This is a genomic window from Candidatus Eremiobacteraceae bacterium (genome assembly GCA_036511855.1).
Taxonomy (GTDB): domain Bacteria; phylum Vulcanimicrobiota; class Vulcanimicrobiia; order Eremiobacterales; family Eremiobacteraceae; genus JABCYQ01.
Genome location: DATCBN010000046.1, coordinates 1 through 16,562, shown reverse-complemented (window position 1 = coordinate 16,562; position 16,562 = coordinate 1). Strand labels below are relative to the sequence as shown.

At 62.4% G+C, this 16,562-nt stretch carries 17 protein-coding genes; 3 read left to right on the top strand and 14 right to left on the bottom strand.

All coding sequences use genetic code 11. The features are described 5' to 3' along the window. A partial coding sequence (locus VII69_06980) for a stage II sporulation protein M (GenBank protein HEY5094839.1) occupies positions 1-361 on the top strand: 361 nt, incomplete at its 5' end. Here VII69_06980 and VII69_06975 read toward each other — a convergent pair. From VII69_06975 to VII69_06950, 6 genes are read right to left on the bottom strand one after another with little or no spacing between them, the layout of a single operon-like run. After that, positions 328-1,734, bottom strand: coding sequence for a DUF58 domain-containing protein (locus VII69_06975; protein ID HEY5094838.1), 1,407 nt, complete (start codon positions 1,732-1,734; stop codon positions 328-330). The genes VII69_06980 and VII69_06975 overlap by 34 nt on opposite strands. After that, positions 1,731-2,717 (bottom strand): MoxR family ATPase, encoded by a 987-nt coding sequence (locus VII69_06970; GenBank protein ID HEY5094837.1) that lies wholly within the window; start codon positions 2,715-2,717, stop codon positions 1,731-1,733. The genes VII69_06975 and VII69_06970 overlap by 4 nt, the downstream gene beginning before the upstream one ends. Further along, complete coding sequence (locus VII69_06965; GenBank protein ID HEY5094836.1) at positions 2,665-3,897, bottom strand: DUF4350 domain-containing protein; 1,233 nt, start codon at positions 3,895-3,897, stop codon at positions 2,665-2,667. Before VII69_06965 ends, VII69_06970 begins: the two co-directional genes overlap by 53 nt. After that, a complete protein-coding gene (locus tag VII69_06960) occupies positions 3,897-4,901 on the bottom strand; it encodes a DUF4129 domain-containing protein (GenBank protein HEY5094835.1) in 1,005 nt (334 codons plus the stop codon). Before VII69_06960 ends, VII69_06965 begins: the two co-directional genes overlap by 1 nt. After that, the gene (locus VII69_06955) at positions 4,898-5,866 is read right to left on the bottom strand and encodes a hypothetical protein (GenBank protein ID HEY5094834.1); all 969 of its coding nucleotides are present in this window, start codon (positions 5,864-5,866) and stop codon (positions 4,898-4,900) included. Before VII69_06955 ends, VII69_06960 begins: the two co-directional genes overlap by 4 nt. Positions 5,867-5,898: 32 nt before the next feature. Then, positions 5,899-6,852, bottom strand: a complete 954-nt coding sequence (locus tag VII69_06950; GenBank protein HEY5094833.1) for a hypothetical protein — start codon at positions 6,850-6,852, stop codon at positions 5,899-5,901. 58 nt (positions 6,853-6,910) lie between these two features. Here VII69_06950 and VII69_06945 point away from each other — a divergent pair, with 58 nt between their 5' ends. Continuing rightward, entirely contained in the window at positions 6,911-7,933 is a 1,023-nt protein-coding gene (locus VII69_06945; GenBank protein HEY5094832.1) for an asparaginase, read from the top strand. Here the strand turns inward: VII69_06945 and VII69_06940 are convergent. From VII69_06940 to VII69_06910, 7 genes are all read right to left on the bottom strand, one after another. Continuing rightward, positions 7,923-9,038 (bottom strand): amidohydrolase family protein, encoded by a 1,116-nt coding sequence (locus tag VII69_06940; protein ID HEY5094831.1) that lies wholly within the window; start codon positions 9,036-9,038, stop codon positions 7,923-7,925. The two genes, VII69_06945 and VII69_06940, sit on opposite strands and share 11 nt — an antisense overlap. 4 nt (positions 9,039-9,042) lie before the next feature. Continuing rightward, positions 9,043-10,392 (bottom strand): hypothetical protein, encoded by a 1,350-nt coding sequence (locus tag VII69_06935; GenBank protein ID HEY5094830.1) that lies wholly within the window; start codon positions 10,390-10,392, stop codon positions 9,043-9,045. Between the two features lie 254 nt (positions 10,393-10,646). Further along, a complete protein-coding gene (locus VII69_06930) occupies positions 10,647-11,105 on the bottom strand; it encodes a GNAT family N-acetyltransferase (protein ID HEY5094829.1) in 459 nt (152 codons plus the stop codon). Continuing rightward, a complete protein-coding gene (locus VII69_06925; GenBank protein HEY5094828.1) occupies positions 11,102-11,881 on the bottom strand; it encodes a PhzF family phenazine biosynthesis protein in 780 nt (259 codons plus the stop codon). Before VII69_06925 ends, VII69_06930 begins: the two co-directional genes overlap by 4 nt. Positions 11,882-11,893: 12 nt before the next feature. Next, positions 11,894-13,342: a type I glutamate--ammonia ligase gene (gene glnA / locus VII69_06920; GenBank protein HEY5094827.1), complete on the bottom strand. Its 1,449-nt coding sequence runs from the start codon at positions 13,340-13,342 to the stop codon at positions 11,894-11,896. Between the two features lie 301 nt (positions 13,343-13,643). Further along, positions 13,644-14,465 carry a DNA-formamidopyrimidine glycosylase family protein gene (locus tag VII69_06915; protein HEY5094826.1) on the bottom strand — a complete coding sequence of 274 codons (822 nt, stop codon included), beginning with the start codon at positions 14,463-14,465 and terminating at the stop codon, positions 13,644-13,646. Between the two features lie 13 nt (positions 14,466-14,478). Beyond that, on the bottom strand, positions 14,479-14,814 hold the full coding sequence (locus VII69_06910) for a hypothetical protein (GenBank protein ID HEY5094825.1): 336 nt from the start codon (positions 14,812-14,814) through the stop codon (positions 14,479-14,481). A gap of 156 nt (positions 14,815-14,970) precedes the next feature. Here VII69_06910 and VII69_06905 point away from each other — a divergent pair, with 156 nt between their 5' ends. Next, positions 14,971-16,182 (top strand): tetratricopeptide repeat protein, encoded by a 1,212-nt coding sequence (locus tag VII69_06905; protein HEY5094824.1) that lies wholly within the window; start codon positions 14,971-14,973, stop codon positions 16,180-16,182. On the opposite strand, the gene VII69_06900 is transcribed toward VII69_06905, so the two are convergent. Further along, positions 16,179-16,562 (bottom strand): Rid family detoxifying hydrolase (locus tag VII69_06900; protein ID HEY5094823.1); only part of this gene is annotated, 384 nt, incomplete at its 5' end. The two genes, VII69_06905 and VII69_06900, sit on opposite strands and share 4 nt — an antisense overlap.

The following is a 16,562-nucleotide window of genomic DNA, read 5'->3' as shown; positions in this document are numbered from 1 at the left end:
CTTCGCCACGATCGCGCCGCATGGCGTCATCGAATTATCGTCGATCGTCATCGCAAGCGCAGCCGGGATGCTGCTTGCAGCCGGCGTGCTCGCACCCGGCCGGCTCCGGCGCATCGACGCCTTGAAACGCAACGCGCAACGAGCCGGCATTCTCATCCTCGGCGTGAGTTCGATGCTCGTCGTGGCTGGACTCATCGAAGGTTTTTATTCGCCCCAGCGTTTTCCGCCGGTCGCGCGTTTGGCGATGGGAGCGGTGACGGCCGTCGCGATGGCGTGGTACTTCGGCTTTGCCGGCCGGACGCGATCGTCAAACGAACGAGGCGTTCTTCAGAGCAAGTCGCGGGACTTCACGTCGATATAAGCGTTGATGAGCGCCATCGTCGCCTTTGCGGCGGGCACATCGATGACGGCGACGCCGCGCTGCGATAGAATAGCAGCGGCCTTGCGCCGTTCGACGAGCAAGGTGGCGGCCACGCCGGCGCGATAGGCGTCGTCGACGGTCTCGGGACTTCCGGCCAGCGCGCGCTCGATGGCCTCATCGTTCAGCAGCACGCAGATGACCAAATGGCGAGGCGTCAGCACGGCGACATTTGCAAGAACGGTGGCCGAAGCGACCGGATCGAACATGTCGGTGAAAAAGATGATCAGGCTGCGCTTTGGCTGACGAAGACGCAAGTAGGTGAATGCCGCCGCGTAGTCCGATTCTTCGAAGCGCGGCTGAAGGTCGAACACGCTTTGCGTCAGTGCGGCGGCGTGGCGTGGGCCGGAGCGCGGCCCCACATGCTCGAGCACATCGCCTGCAAATGCCAGAAGTCCGACTTTGTCATCGGCGAGTCCGGCGATTGAGGCCACCGACAACGCGGCGGTCACGGCGTAGTCGAACTTGCGCTGCGCGCCGATGCGCGGCATCATGAGCCGGCCGGCGTCGAGGACGAGCATGACCGTCTGGCTTCGCTCGATATCGTACTGCGATACCATGAGCTTCCCGCGCCGCGCGGTCGCCTTCCAATTGATGGCGCGGAATTGGTCGCCCGGCCCAAATTCCCGAAGGCTGTCGAATTCGCCGCCAGACCCGCGTAGGCGCATCCGGCGGAAACCTGCCTCGACCAACCTGCCGCGCCGCGCGAGTTCGCCATAGCGTTCCACCGCCGAGAGATCCGGAAAGACGCTCGCCTCGGCGGGCGCGGGCACGATCCAACGCCTGCGGACAAGTCCGATGGTGTTCTCGGCCGAGACGAAGAGGTCGCCGAGCGTGACGCTGCCGCGTTCGCGGGGCATCACTTGCAATTCAGCATTCGCGCGGCGGCCGGCACCTGCCACGCCACGCACGCCCGCTTCGGGCATGTCGAAGAGCCCGACCGGCGTGTCGACGATCTCGAATTTCATCGGGGTCCGGCTTCGATTGTCGATTTCGTAGCGGAACAAAGCCGGCGCGCGGAGCGCGATATGATCGAGCGGCAGCCGGCTCACGGCGACGTCGCCTCTGCGTGGTCCGAGCGCCGCATCGGCGATGATCAAACCGATGAGCGCGATGGCGACGGCCGCACCGATGTACGCCAGCGCGAGCACGAATACGCCCGACGCGATGAGCAACGCCGTGGCGATCAACGCGATCACAAATCGCGGCGTCACCCACGGGAACGCGGGCGAAAAGCGATTCCGCTGGGCCAAGATTCGTTTGTCCGGCGCACGAGTGGACGCCGCCGTGTAACCGGCGGCTTCGCGGGAAATCACGAAACCGGTGTGATGGGTTCGAGCGCGACGTCCTTCGGAACTGTTACGGCTTGCAGCACGCGCGTCACGACATCGTCGGCGCGGATGCCTTCGACCTCGGCTTCCGGCCGCACGAGCAATCGATGAGCGAGAACGACCACCGCGGCTTCCTTGACGTCGTCCGGTGTGGCGAACGTGCGGCCATCGATCGCTGCCGCCGCTTGCGCCGCGAGCAGCAGATGAAGGCCTGCTCGCGGACTTGCGCCGAGGCTGACGTCGGCCGCAGTACGCGTGGCTCCGATGATGTCGTACACGTACGCGCGCAAACCCGGCGACGCGTGGACGCTCCGAACGGCTTCCCGAGACTCTAGGATTTCCGCGGGCTGCACCGACGGCGCAAGACCGGCCCGCTCGAGGAAGCGCGCGTCGAATCCGGCGGCGGCGCGCGAAAGCAGTTCGAGTTCTTCGTCTCTGCTCGGATACTCGGTGGTGGACTTGACCATGAACCGGTCGAGCTGCGCTTCGGGCAACGGGTACGTGCCCTCGTATTCGACCGGATTTTGCGTCGCGCAGACCATGAAGAGCGGCGGCAGGGGTTCCGTGACGCCGTCGATCGTGACTTGCCGTTCTTCCATGGCCTCGAGCAGAGCCGACTGCGTCTTCGGCGGCGTTCGATTGATCTCGTCTGCGAGCAATAGGTTGGTGAAGATCGGACCACGCCGCGTCGTGAATTCCCCGCTCTGCGGATTGAATACGGTCGTACCGACGACGTCAGCAGGCATGAGATCGGGCGTGAACTGGATGCGCCGGAATTCGGCGCCTAAAAGCAGCGCGAGCGCGCGCACGAGCAGCGTCTTCGCCGTTCCCGGCACGCCTTCGATGAGCACGTGGCCGCCTGCCAGAAGTGCGACCAACAGCGCGAAAATTGAACGGTCCTGGCCGACGACGACCTTATGCAGACCGTTTCGCAGACGTTCTGCGACGTCCGAAACCGATGCGGGCATTGGGCGCGTATTCCTTTCGAAGCACGGAGGCGATGCGGGCGGCCGCGAGCAGGTCCGCCTCTTTAGGATATTCGTACGATCGTAACCTGTTCAATTCAAGCAACGCGTCGGCCGCGGCGTCGCCGGCCGAACGCCCTCGCAACCGCGCGGCGAGCAGCGCGACCGGGGCGCTGTCGTGCAGTCCGAGCGATTCCGCAAGGCCATGGATCGCTGCGTCCGCCACGTCGCGAAGTGCTTTCCGAGTTGCGCCGCCGCGCGCGAGCAACGCGGCCATCGAGGAGAGATATTCCGCCGACGTGCGCTCGCTGTCGTCGGATTGAGGAACCACGGGTCCGAACCGGAAGAATGTGGCGACGAGCAAAGCGAGCAGGGCAATGCCCACGATCGCGAGCCCAACTCGCGCCGGCACAGGCAATACAGACAAGAAGGTCTCCGCGACTTGATGGCCATGAGAGAATTCTTCAAAGGCGACGACACCACGCGGGCCTGCGTTCGCCGTGACGAGATCGTAGGCAAGCCGCGCGTTGTCCGCACGCGCGAGATTGCGGTTTTGAAAAAGGGTCGGATCCGAAACGACGATGACCGATCCTTTCCCGAGACTATACGTGGCGACGACCGCGCCCGCTGTATCGGCGACGGCAGGTATCTGGCGTTGTGCGCCCGCGAAGGGGATTCTGTTCGTCGACGTCCCGTCGACGGATCGCACACCGTCCGTCAGCGCTGACGAAATGATCGGCCGCGCGCGATCGTTCGGACCGCCCGTGCGTGCGATCGCGGCCATCTTCAGCGCCGGATCGCCGCGATATGCGTGGCCGATGACGAGGAGGCTGCCGCCTGCTTTTACCCATGCGCCTATCGCGTCGATGTCGGCCTGCTGCAACGGAATCGTTAGCGACGGTCCAACCTCGGCATCGCTGACGACGAACACGTCGATCGAGCCGTCGAGATATGCGGGATGACGCTCGAATTGCTGAACGCGCACGCCCTCGCGCCCGAGCACTTCATAGACCGCGCGATATCCGCCGGGCTTTGCGTCATAAGTAGACTGGGTGTCGAACTGCGGCACCGCGGAAATCTGTGCCTGCATTTGAAGGTATGCGACGGTGGCAAAGCCCGCGACCACCAACAGCGCTGCGATCGCTTCGAAGACGGGGAACGGACTGCGCGCCGCGATCGCCATCACCTGGTCACGGCCTCGGTGAACGACATCGAGGCGTACGCGGCATCGGCCGCGCGCCAATCGCTTTCTCCGGCCGGCGATTGAGCGTAGGCGGCATACGTGAACGCGCGAGCGAGCACTTCAAAGGAGTTTGCGGCGCCGGCAACGCTTCGGCGGACGGCGCGGCGATACTCTCCAGCCGTGCGCGCCGAATCGTACGGCACTCGTCCGGAACGGTCGAGCGCGAGCAATGCGGCTTGGAAAAGCAACGAGATGGCCACGCCGTACGCACCATCGCGCGCGGCCGCGCGCGCGGCATCGTGCGTTTCCTCGGCGCCGGCGTGGACGGCGAGCGGCGTTCCGTCCTCGCTCGTGCCGCCGCCGCGCGCCCGCCGCGCGACCAGCAGCATCGTCACGCGAAATGCAAGGAATGCCAAACCCAGCGCGGCCGCGGTGATCAACAAAATGGCGGTGATATTGCCGATCGCCGGAACGCCGGCCGCCGCGCTGAACGCACGTTCCATAAGTGTTCCCCACCAGTCGAAGAACCTTTGTAACAGTGCGTCTAGCCACGACTGTTTCTTCGCAACGGCGAGATTGGAACTTACGGTCACCCGGAATGCCGGCTCGGCGAGGACTTGCCGAACGTTCGCGACGATGTTCTTTGGTTCCGGGCCGGGCGCCCGAAGCGCCAGGTCCGCACCGACGCGCAGGGAGGCGGCCAGCGTCCGAAGATCCGCCGCGCGCACCGATGCTTTCTTCTCCTTGCGCGCCGTAGCGAGACCCGCGGAGAGCCATGCGCCGAGCGCCGGCGAGATTTGCGGGTCGGACACCTGCGCTGGGAATTTTCTCGCCGTCGCTGCCCGGTCGAGGGCGGACGCGGCGGTCGTCAACGCCTGTGCTTCGGCACGCCCCGTTTGGTTCGCATCGTCGCGCGCCGCGGCGGTCGTCGCGGTGGCGGGCGGCCACATAGAGACCAGCACGCAGGTCAGCGTCAGCGCCCGGAATACGCGGACATACGTCATGTGGTGGAAGTGGGCTGTGCCGGCTCGCTTCTCGAAAGCAGACGCGTGAGATGATCGAGATCGAAGCCTTCGCGGCGGATCCGGATATCGTAATAGTACATCGCGACGATCGCAAAGCTCACCGGCGTGATGATCGCCGAGACCAGTCCGCTGAATCCCGAAAACGCGAGCGGCGCAGACTCGATGGGCATCTTCAGCCAGTAGAACAACGCACCGATCACAGCGGCCGTGATCAATTCGAAGACCAAGACGATGCCCGCAACGGCGGCTGCGACGCCGGCGGATCGCCAGTACGCGCCCCCGCCGAAGACGCGGGAAAAACCGGAGCCGAAGGCGCTGACCGGATCGGCGTGCTCGATCGTCACTGCAGCGAAGGAGAGCGCCCAAACGAGGTAGAGCTGGAGAACCGAGATGATGAACCAAATGCCGAGTGGGATCGCGAGAATGGCTGCGATGATTCCGACCACGGCCGGCGCATGCGGTCCGACGGTTCCGATTGCGACCGCGAAAATCAAGACGACGAACACAAATGCGAGGTAAGCCACGATGAAGGCCACGATCCACAACACCGCAAGGATCAATATGTGCGCCCAACGCGCGAGCGCATCGCGATAGCAGTCGACGAACCGGACTCGTTGTCCGAGATACGATCGTGAAATGCCGGCGATGATCGCCGAATTCGCGAACGGCAACGCGAAGATCGCGAGCAGCAGCGACAGGCCGATGTACGGCAGGCTTGTCGTGTACAAGCTCATCAGTTGGTTGATGTCCGGCGGCGGCGGCGGCTTGTTTGGATTCTTCATCGCGTCCGTGAACATCGAAAGATCGAACCCAAGCAGATCGCGCTGTCCGAGATAGTTCAGCACCAGCATTGGGACGAGGACGACGATGAGCGCAGCGGTGAGCACGAGCCAATTCTTGAAATAGACGGTGAACGCGCGATCGAGCATTTCGCCGACGCTCATAGTGCGAAGGTTGACCGCCGGCTGCTCGCTGATCATTGTGCTTGGCTGTTCTCTCGCTCCGCGAGCGGGTCCTGGATTATGCCGGTCCGGTTGCGCGCGTCGAGATAGAAGACGACCGCGAGGGCGGTAAAGAATATTAACGCGAGGAGCGAGATCAGATCGCGCGCGACAAACGAAAGCCACGATGAGTGTGTGACGACTGACAACACTCCGCATAATGCCGTGCTGATGAACACTTCAACCACCGTAATAGCGATCAAGGCGCCTCCGAGAGCGAAACTTCTCCCGCGAAGTCCGCGTGACATCGTCATGGTCCAGGCCTCGCGTAAGGCTCTGAAAGGTCGAACCGCGTTGAGTGCCGCTCCCGTAAACGTGCAATTCGTCAGTGGGATCATCCATACTGCGACGGCGGCGAGTGACGGAATCAACAGAGCGAAGAGTACGACCGTTTGCGAACTGGTAATCGTTTGTCCCCCAGATGCGAGGATCGTCACCCAGACGATCCACGGGACCGAAGCGGCGACCCCAACTACGACAAAGGCGACTGTGAACATGGCGAACGTCAGGATGCTTGCCCCGATGACCGGCCCCAGCCGCCGAATCGCAGAACTATAGGCTGCCCCGACCTTCAGTCTCTCGCCCAGTAAGATTTTTTCCGATGCGATTGAAGCCGCCGCTACAGCCAACGACAGTGGGAGGAACGTCGCTAGCACCCAAAGCAGCGTGTTCCAAGGACTTTGTGAGTGCGGACTTTGGATGAGGGTGAAATAACTTGTGAACATCCTTGGGTCCGCAACTATTTTTCCTACAGCGCCGAAGTAATGACTTAGATCGTCTCGATCGAGCCAGTCGGCGATAGCACGAACAGGCACATCCACAAGCCCGATGATCGCGGCGAGCGGCAGCAGATTTGCAATGGTGAGATGGACAGCGCGATCGATGATCTCGCCGATGGAGAGTAGCCGCGTTCCGTAACCGGAATGCATCTAAAGGCTTTCGGGAAGCCGGGAGGTCGGCCCCGCACGTGTGTCCGAACTGCGTCATATGCAACAACCGGGCAAGGTAGTGGTCACGCGCGGCGGCATCGAAGAGAGCGCGCACGCCGTGCGATTCGCGGCGGCCGACCCGGACGGCGAGATCGTGGCGTCCGGCGGCGACATCGAGCAGTTGACGTTCTTGCGATCATCGGCCAAGCCCCTGATCTGCGCAGTCGTCGTCGGAAGTGGCGCCGCAGATCGCTTCGGGTTCACCGAGGCGGAGATAGCGCTCGCCGCCGGATCGCATAGCGGTGAGCCATTTCACGTCGCGGCCGCGCGAAGCATGCTCGCGAAAGCCGGCTTGACCGAAGATGATTTGAGGTGCGGAGCCCACGCGCCGTACAACGTGCAAGCCGCGCTGGATCTAGCAGCGGCCGGCATAGAGCCCGGCCGCATCCACAACAACTGTTCCGGCAAACACGCCGGAATTCTCGCACTCGCGGTGCATCTGGGTGCGGGCGCGGCAGGTTATCTCGAGGTCACGCACCCGGCAGAGTCCGCAATTCTCGACGGTTGTGCCGAGATGCTCGGCGTGTCGCGGGCATCGTTCGCCGTCGGCGTGGACGGGTGCGGCATTCCGGTCATCGCGACGCCGATTTCGGTGGCGGCGCGGTACTTCGCGAAATTCGCCGCTCCGGAGCGATTCGCGACGAAGTGGCGCGACGCACTCGTGCGCGTTCGCGACGCGATGATGGCCTATCCGGAGATGGTCGCCGGCACCGGCGAATTCGATACCGATCTGATGCGCTCTGCGCCGGGTGAGATCATGGGCAAGGGCGGTGCTGAAGGATACCATGCGAGCGCGGCTTTGCGCCGGGGATTAGGGCTGTGCGTGAAGATCGTCGACGGCAATGCGCGCGCGGTTCCGCCGTTCGTCGTCGAGCAGTTCGCGGAATTAGACATGCTCACCGCCGCTCAAGCCGGCGCCCTATCGGCATACCGTCGCAAGCAGGTGAAGAACCGCGCCGGGACCGTGGCGGGGGAGATCTTCGCGGAGCCTCGATCCGCACGCAGTGAACCTAACCGTTGACGTAGACCAATTCGCCCCCTACAAACGTGTGCGACACGTGGTTGCGGCGGTCCCACACCGTCAGGTCTGCGCGCAGCCCCTCGCGAAGCATGCCGATCTCGTCATCGAGTCCCATCGCTCTGGCAGGCGCCCACGTGGCGCAGACGACCGCCTCCTGAAGCGGCAGACCGGTCGCTGCCATGAGATTGCGCACGCCTTTGTCCGGCGTCAGCAGGCTGCCGGCTATCACGCCTTCACGAGTGCGCGCGACGCCCCCGACTGCGGATACGGCGTCCGTGAGCGGCATCGCGTCGGTGGTGATGATCAGGTTGATGCCCTTGAGGCGGTAGAGCAACGCCAAGTGTTCGGGCGAGACGTGGACGCCGTCGGCGATGACTTCGCAAAATGCGGTCGGATCGAGCATGTACGCCGTCAGGATGGACGACGTGCGGTGATGTATGGGCGGCATCGCGTTGAAGGAGTGCGTGAGAATCGAATAGCCATGTTCGATGGCGGCGTTGCCGATCGCATAGGTGGCAGCGGTGTGGCCGGCCGCAAGCACGACGCCGCGGCGGCGCAATTCGTCTGCGGCTCGCGCTGCTCCGTTCAGTTCCGGCGCCATGGTGACCCGGCACCGGCCGGTGGTCCACGTCTCGAGGATCGCTTCGACGCGAGCGGGCGACGGCTCGAGTAAAAACTCCTCCGGATGAACGCGCCGGTACTCCGTGCTGAGGAACGGTCCTTCGAAGTGCAGACCGAGCGGCCGTGCTCCAGAATTCGGCAGACAAGAACGCCGCGAGATCTGTCTGGCGGCGTGCAGCATCTGATCCCACGGGCTGGTCATGATCGACGGCAAGAACGCCGTGACGCCGTGTGTGGGGGCATCGGCGCACAGCGCTTCGAGTGCGTCGAGCGGATCCCGGTTGAACCAAGAGCGGCCTACTCCGTTGACGTGAAGATCGATGAGACCCGGCGTCACGGTGCTTCCGAACGGAAGCTCGATGTCGAGAAGTTGTGGTCCGTCTTCGATTGCGGCGATCCGCCCATTCTCCACTCGGATGCAGCCTTGGCGCGCCGTTCCGTCGCCGCTTGCGATGAGCGCTGGACCGATGGTGCCGGATTTCATGAGTTTAGGCCTTGATGAGCGCGAGCAGCTCGGCGGTCTTGCGCGCAAGCAATTCGGGAGTGTCGGCTTCGACGTTGAGGCGTAGAAGCGGTTCCGTGTTGGACGGCCGCACGTTGCACCACCAATCGCCGTATTGGATCGTCACGCCGTCGAGATGGTCTATTTCATCGGCGTCGTTGTAGTGGGCTTCGAGCTGCGCGAGCTTGGCGGGGATATCGCCGACGCGGCTGTTGATCTCGCCTGAGCGAACCCGCGTGTCGATGGGGCGAAGGAGTTCGCTGACCGTCTTGCCCTCTTGCGAGCGCAACTCGAGCACGACCAGCAGCGCGATGAGGCCTGAGTCTGCGAAGAAGTGATCGCGGAAATAGAAATGGCCCGAATGCTCGCCTCCGAAGATCGCATCTTTTTCGCGCATGACCGCTTTGATGATCGAATGGCCGACCCGCGTACGGATGGGCCGGCCGCCTCGCGCGTTGATGATCTCGGGCACGCTGCGCGAACAGATGAGATTGTAAAGGATGGCCGACCCGCTGTGTTTTCGCAGGAGCATCTCGGCGACGAGTGCGGTGACCATGTCGCCGCCGACGAGCTCGCCCTGTTCGTCCGTGATGAAGACGCGATCCGCATCGCCGTCGAACGCCGCGCCAAGGTCGGCGCCGTGCTCGCGCACAGCGTGCTGGAGATCCTTCATGTTTTCCGGTTCGATCGGACTCGCAGGATGGTTCGGAAACGTACCGTCGAGGTCGAAGTAAAGCGGAATCACCTGCACCGGGAGGTGCTTGAAGATCGCCGGCACGATGAGGCCGCCCATCCCATTGCCGCAATCGATGACGATCTTGAGCGGTTTGATCGCATCGCGGTCGATGAACGACAAACAGTGTTCGGTGAAATCGGTCAGGACATCTCGCGACGAAACGCGGCCCGCCCGAGCGGCATCCGTGAATCTGCCTGCTGTCACGAGATTTCGAACGGCGAAGACACCCGTCTGCGCAGACAACGCGATAGCGTTTTCGCGGCAGAGCTTGAAGCCGTTGTATTCCTTAGGATTGTGCGATGCGGTGATCATCGCGCCGGCCGGATAACCATACTTGCCGACCGCGAAGTAGAGCTCGTCCGTCGAAGTCAGACCGAGGTCGACGAGATCGGCGCCTGCGGCTGTGACGCCGCGCGCGAACGCCTCGAAAAGGGACTCCGATGAGGCGCGCATATCGCGCCCCACCGCAACGGACATGCATCCTAGGAATTCCACGAAGGCCCTGCCGATCAGTTCGGCTGCACGCTCGCTCAGTTCCGATGGATAGACGCCGCGGATATCATAGCTTTTGAATATGCCCGGATCGATATTCGACTGCATAGTCTACTTTGCGCCCGGCAACGTCGTCGCGAGGTGATTGAGCCAAACGATGGCCACGATGACGGCCGCGAGCATGACCAGCAAGCGCCACAACTTGGGAGGCTTGTCCATATATGGACTATGTTTTGTGTTGGACACACATGTGCCTGTTGTAAGAGGGCAACCGTACTAGGGCAAGCATCGCTTGCCCATCATTTCATGTAGGAGGGTGAGCAACGCTCACTCGAAAAACGGGGCAAGCGATGCTCGCCGTCCTACAGATCCAGCGTGTAATACAGCTCGCACCGCCCGGCCGTCGCAGGCGGCGGCGTCGACGTCCATCCCATCGCTTCGTATAGATGGATGGCAGCGTGAAAGACAGGGCGTGTGTCGAGTTCCAGCCTCCGCAGACCCGCCGCGCGCGCCGCGTTCACAGCGAACTCGAGAAGCGGACGGCCGATGCCGCGGCCGCGGCATGCAGAATCGACATAGTATTTCGAAAGATTCGCCGATCCGTCATCGCGCGGCGTGACGATCACCGACCCGACCGGGCGGCCGTCGAGCTCTGCGACGAACTCGAGCACGCCTTCTTTCGATTCGCCAAAGCTCATCACATCGAGGTCGTGGCCGTCGCGATCTACTTCGAGGCCGAACTCGAGCAACGCCTGGAAAACGAAACCACGAACGATGGGGCCGTCGGCTGGAATCGCCCGCCTGATGACGGGCGCCGTCATACGTCGATGGCGCCTGCGAGATACGGCGTGACGTGCCCCGCGATCCGCACCCGGTCGCCTGCGAGTTCGCACCACAATTCGCCGCCGCGCTCGGAAACTTGACGCGCGTGCAGCGGGTTCTTGCCAAGCCTCGCGGCCCAGTACGGGGTCAACGTGCAGTGTGCGGAACCGGTCGCCGGATCTTCATTGACGCCGACCTTAGGTGCGAAGAAGCGGGAGACGAAATCGACATCGGTTCCCGGCGCCGTGGCGATGACGCCGAACGCTTTGAGTTTCAGCATCGCTTCGAAATCGGGGCTCAGCGCGCGAACGTCGTGCTCGGAGGCGAATACTGCGAGCAACGACTTTGCTTGGAGCGTCTCGAGCGGTGTGGCGCCGAGGGCTGCAGCCAGCGCCGGCAGCGCGGCACGCGGCGCAGGCGCGAGCGAGGGGAAGTCGAGCACAAGCGAGTCGTCGCGACGGTCGACGCGCAATGGTCCGCTCCTCGAGTCGAACGTGACTGACTGCGCATCGCGTTTGAGATGTTCAAAGATGACGTGCGCCGACGCTAGGCTGGCGTGACCGCACAGGTCGACCTCAGCCGTCGGCGTGAACCAACGTATATGGTAGCCGTCGGGCGCCGGCGCGAAGAACGCCGTTTCGGCCAGATTGTTCTCCGCAGCGATGGACTGCATCAAGCCGTCGTCGATCCACGACGGCAGCGGGCAGACGGCGGCTGGATTGCCGCCGAATGCCTTCGCCGAAAATGCGCCAAGATGATAGAGAGGTAGGCGCATTCCCCGATCCGATCACAGGTCGTGGTAGAGATAAAATTCGTAGGGATGCGGCCGCACCTTGACCTCTTGGATCTCGCGGACGCGTTTGTAGTCGACCCAGTTGTCGACGATCTCTTTGGGGAACACGCCGCCCTCGAGCAGAAAGGCGTGATCTTTTTCGAGCGCGTTCAACGACTCGTCCAGGCTGCCCGGCACCGATTTTATGCTCTTGGCTTCACGCGCCGACAATTCATATATGTTCTTGTCGATCGGACCGAACCCGGCCTTGGTGGGATCGATCTTGCGTTTGATTCCGTCGAGCCCGGCCATCAATAGCGCCGAAAAAGCGATATACGGATTCGCGGTGCAGTCCGGTGGCCGGAACTCGATGCGCTTTGTGCGTTGGAATTTCGGACCCGTGTAGAAGACGGGAACACGGATGGCAGCCGAGCGATTGCCTTTGGAGAACGCGACGTTCACCGGCGCTTCGTAATGCGGCACGAGCCGCTTATACGAATTCGTGGTCGGGGCGCAAAACGCGAGGAGGGAATCGATATGCAAGAGCAATCCGCCGATGAAGTACAGCGCGACCTGCGACAGCTCGGCGTATCCCTTCTCATGGTAGAAGAGGTTCTTGCCGGCCTTCCACAAGCTCATGTGAACGTGCATCCCCGAGCCGTTGTCGCCGAATAGCGGTTTGGGCATGAAGGTGACCGTCTTGCCGTACTTGCGAGCGACGTTGCGCGTCACGTACTTATAGATCATCACGTTGTCCGCTTGCGTCACGAGGTCGTTATAGCGGATGTCGATCTCGGTCTGGCCCGCCGACGCGACTTCGTGGTGATGCATCTCGACGGGCACGCCCCATTCTTGGAGCGCGAGCACCATCTCGGAGCGGAGGTCCATGTGCTTGTCCGAAGGCGAGACCGGATAGTATCCTTCTTTAGGTCGCAGACTGTAACCGAGATTCGGCGTCTCCACGGCGCCCGCGTTCCAATGCGCTTCTTCGGAATCGATCGCGTAACCCGACATGTTCGGTTGGATGTCGAAGCTCAAGTGATCGAAGATGAAGAACTCGAGTTCGGGTCCGAAGTATGCCACATCGGCCACGTTCGATTTCTTGAGGAATGCGGCGGCCTTTTTAGCGATGCCGCGCGGATCGCGGGAGTACGCGGTCTGCAAGCGCGGATCGAATAGGTCGCAGATGAATGAAACGGTAGGAACTGAACAAAACGTATCGACCCGAGCCGTCGACGGATCGGGCAGCATGATCATGTCGCTCTCTTGGATCTCTTGAAAACCGCGTATGCTCGATCCATCAAAGCCGATGCCGTGGATGAACGCTTTCTCGTCGATTTCCGATGTCGGCAGGGAGGTGTGCTGCCACATCCCAGGCATGTCGATGAACTTGAGGTCGACGATCTTCGCGCCGTGCTTTTTGATGAAGGCCAATGCCGCTTTGGCCGGCGATGCTGCTGCCACCCGGTGACCCCCCTTACGCGCTCAAATGTGATTAACGGGTGTAGACCCGCTGTAGTTCATTGTATCGTACCGGCGGCCGGGCACATTTAGCCGCCTGTCGCACGTTGAGCTGCGAACGTTCGACAAATGGCGATGTGGATAACTCCCCCCTCGGAAGGCGCGCAACTCGCACTAGGGCGAGCAGCTCGTACTAGGGTGAGCAACTCGTACTAGGGTGAGCAGCTCGTACTAGGGTGAGCATCGCTCACCCAAATGGGCAAGCGATGCTTGCCCTAGTACGGTTGCCCTCGTACACAGGCGGCTACGCCTGGCAACCGCGGCAATAGTACGTGCCGTCGCCGCCGGCGTGCACCGACGACACGCGATGGCCGCAGCGCGGACAAACCGCCTTGTTCCGGCTGTGGATCTTCATGAACGAGCGGTCCTGTTTGTGTAAAGGATGCTTCTTTTCGGCGTATTGCCGTTTGACTGTCGCCACCGCATCAGAGAGCACGCTGCGCATCGCATCGTAGAGCGCGCGCCGCTCGGCTTCGGAAAGCGTGGTCACGCGCCGCAGCGGACGGATTCGCGCGGCGAAGAGTATCTCATCGGAGTACGCGTTGCCGATGCCGGATACGAATACCTGATTGCGCAGGACGTTCTTGATCTCGCCGCGATGCCGCTTCAGCCTCGCGAGAAAAACTTCGAGCGTGAGCGACGGATCCAACGCGTCCGGCCCGAGATCGGCGAACGCGGGGACGTCCTGCATCGGGTCAGTCGTGAGATAGATGCGCGCACCCATGGTCGAATCGACGAACCGGAAATCGAGCGCGCGATCGAACTGCAACGTGAAACATGTGTCGGGGATCTCCGGCGCCGCGCGAGACGCAAGCGCGAAGCGGCCGCCGAGCATAGGGTTGATGACGAGCTGCGGACCGTCGCCGGCAAATCCGAATAGGATGAATTTTCCCCGGCGTGTGACCGCCGCGAGTTTTCTTCCGGTGAGATCGCGCGCGAAGTCCTCGATAGGATGCCGTATGACAAAAGCGCGTTTAGGATTGAGAACGACCGCCTGCACGGTCCGGCCCGCCGCATGGCGGGCCAGCGTTTCGGCGACGAGTTCGAGTTCGGGCAGTTCGGGCAAGCGGCCGCCGGCGCTAGTGCGGCTGCATTTGAATGGTGATGTCCGGGTTGGCGTCCTGTACGATGGTGGCCGTCTGCGTGCCCTTAAGACCCGCAGAGTTGGCGGTAAACGTCTCGGGCCCGACCGGTACCAGGGTAAACGCGTAATCGCCTTTGCCGTCGGGAATACCGACATTTGTGCTGCTCACGTAGACGTTCGCGCCGGTAACGGGCGAGCCGTCGCTGAACCGGACGCAGTGCACGGTGACCGAGCCGAAGACTTGGACTCCGATGCTGTTAGAATTGGGGCATCCCGCCAGGCCGAGAAGCCCGAGCGCGAGCAGGGAGGCGACTAAGAAGGGGGATCGCATGGAGTGTACCTTTCAGAGCCCTGACGATGACGAGCAAGGCGATGTGGTTCCGCTCACTGTCCCGCCCGCCCTTGGTCGGCGGTGTTTCGGCATTGCGCGTGCACGGACCAAGCGCTATACTTTGGCCACAGGGACCACAACAAGGAGCGTAGGGTCATGAAACCGCGTCGTATATTCGCCGTCACCGCACTTTTCATCGCTATGGGCGCCGGCCTGGCCGCGCGGGCCGAAGCAGCACCGCAGAGCCCGGCGCCGGCCGCATCGGCGCCCGCCCAAAAAACTTCGAGTCAGCCCACCACGACCAGCGCTTCCGATCTGCTCACGCAGGCGCAGGCCGATATCGCCGGAGGCCACAACTTGGCGGCGCGCGATGAACTCCGCCGTGCTGCCGCGATCGATCCCGGCAATCTCGGCATCCAGAAGATGCTCGGCGACGTGGAATACCGTCTTGAGAATTTCCCGGCCGCCGAAGCCGCATATATCGCGGTCCTTGCCAAGGAGCCCGACAATAAAGACGTGCACAATCGCCTCGGGGGCGTTTACGCTGCACTAGATCGATTCGACGACGCGCTTTCCGAGTTTCGCAAGAGTCTGCCGTTGCGCGAAGGCTTTGCAAATCTCGTCCAGGTCTATCAAGATCAAGGGCGTCTGTCGGAGCTCGAAAGCGAATACATGATCGAGATGGAGCGTGAACCGTCCGAGCCGGGCACGCACTACAATTTGGGCATCGTCTACGATGCAGAAAAGAATTACGCGCAGGCGATCGACCAATATAACACCGCGCTCGAACACAATCCCCGCTTCACGGACGCGCTCAACGCGCTGGGAGTCGTGTACGCCGACGAGGGCCGGCATCAGGATGCGATCGATCACTATCAGCAAACCCTGAGCATCGACCCGCGGTATTACCTCGCACTGATGAACTGGGGCGTCGAGCTCATCAAGCTCGGCGACTTCAACGGCGCGGTCGACAAGATCAACAAGGCTCTAGCCCTGAATCCACAATTCCCGTTATCGTACGAAAACCTCGGCGTGGCGTATGACTATCTCGGGGACTTCACCCGCGCGGTGGAGCTGTACCAGCAGACGATCGTGCTCGATCCCGGCGACCGCAACGTGTACGTCAATCTAGGCGCGATCTATTTCAACCACGGGCTGCTGAACCTGGCCGAGGCGGCGTTCATCAAAGGGCTCGCCATCACACCCAAAAATGCCACGTTGCATTTCGGGCTCGGCGATGTCTATCAGCAGCAGCGGAAGTATCAGTTCGCGATCGAGCAGTTCAAATCTGCGCTCGCGATCACGCCGAACGATATCACGACGCAAGCGAAGCTCGCGGAAGTGCAGGCCGCGCTAGCGGGCCACTAGCGCGCGGCTATCGCGTCGATCTCCACGAGCGCGTCCGGCCGCGGCAGCACCGAAACGCCGACCGTTGTTCGTGCCGGCTTGTGGCCGTCGAAGAACTGCCGGTAGATCGCGTTCATCGCATCGAATTGCGACATGTCGGTGAGGAATACGGTCACCTTCACGATGTCCGAGACGCGCAGTCCTGCCGCTTCGATGATCGTGCGCACGTTCGTGAGCGCTGCGAGCGTTTGCGCTTCAATGCCGTTCGGGATCGTGCCCGAATTCGGTACAAACCCGAGTTGACCGGCGGTGTAGACGACGCCCCCGGCTTCCGTGCCTTGTGAGTAAGCCGCTACGGGGTTCGGAGCGGCATCGGTAGAAATCGTACGCATGCGCGCGAG

What these genes read in the sequence shown, in the direction of transcription:
- VII69_06940 (HEY5094831.1), bottom strand. Translation starts at nt 9,038, where the DNA reads ATGAAATCCGGCACCATCGGTCCAGCGCTCATCGCAAGCGGCGACGGA.
- VII69_06935 (HEY5094830.1), bottom strand. Translation starts at nt 10,392, where the DNA reads ATGCAGTCGAATATCGATCCGGGCATATTCAAAAGCTATGATATCCGC.
- VII69_06950 (HEY5094833.1), bottom strand. Translation starts at nt 6,852, where the DNA reads ATGCATTCCGGTTACGGAACGCGGCTACTCTCCATCGGCGAGATCATC.
- VII69_06960 (HEY5094835.1), bottom strand. Translation starts at nt 4,901, where the DNA reads ATGACGTATGTCCGCGTATTCCGGGCGCTGACGCTGACCTGCGTGCTG.
- VII69_06930 (HEY5094829.1), bottom strand. Translation starts at nt 11,105, where the DNA reads ATGACGGCGCCCGTCATCAGGCGGGCGATTCCAGCCGACGGCCCCATC.
- VII69_06925 (HEY5094828.1), bottom strand. Translation starts at nt 11,881, where the DNA reads ATGCGCCTACCTCTCTATCATCTTGGCGCATTTTCGGCGAAGGCATTC.
- VII69_06910 (HEY5094825.1), bottom strand. Translation starts at nt 14,814, where the DNA reads ATGCGATCCCCCTTCTTAGTCGCCTCCCTGCTCGCGCTCGGGCTTCTC.
- VII69_06905 (HEY5094824.1), top strand. Translation starts at nt 14,971, where the DNA reads ATGAAACCGCGTCGTATATTCGCCGTCACCGCACTTTTCATCGCTATG.
- VII69_06970 (HEY5094837.1), bottom strand. Translation starts at nt 2,717, where the DNA reads ATGCCCGCATCGGTTTCGGACGTCGCAGAACGTCTGCGAAACGGTCTG.
- VII69_06955 (HEY5094834.1), bottom strand. Translation starts at nt 5,866, where the DNA reads ATGAGCGTCGGCGAAATGCTCGATCGCGCGTTCACCGTCTATTTCAAG.
- VII69_06945 (HEY5094832.1), top strand. Translation starts at nt 6,911, where the DNA reads ATGCAACAACCGGGCAAGGTAGTGGTCACGCGCGGCGGCATCGAAGAG.
- VII69_06965 (HEY5094836.1), bottom strand. Translation starts at nt 3,897, where the DNA reads ATGGCGATCGCGGCGCGCAGTCCGTTCCCCGTCTTCGAAGCGATCGCA.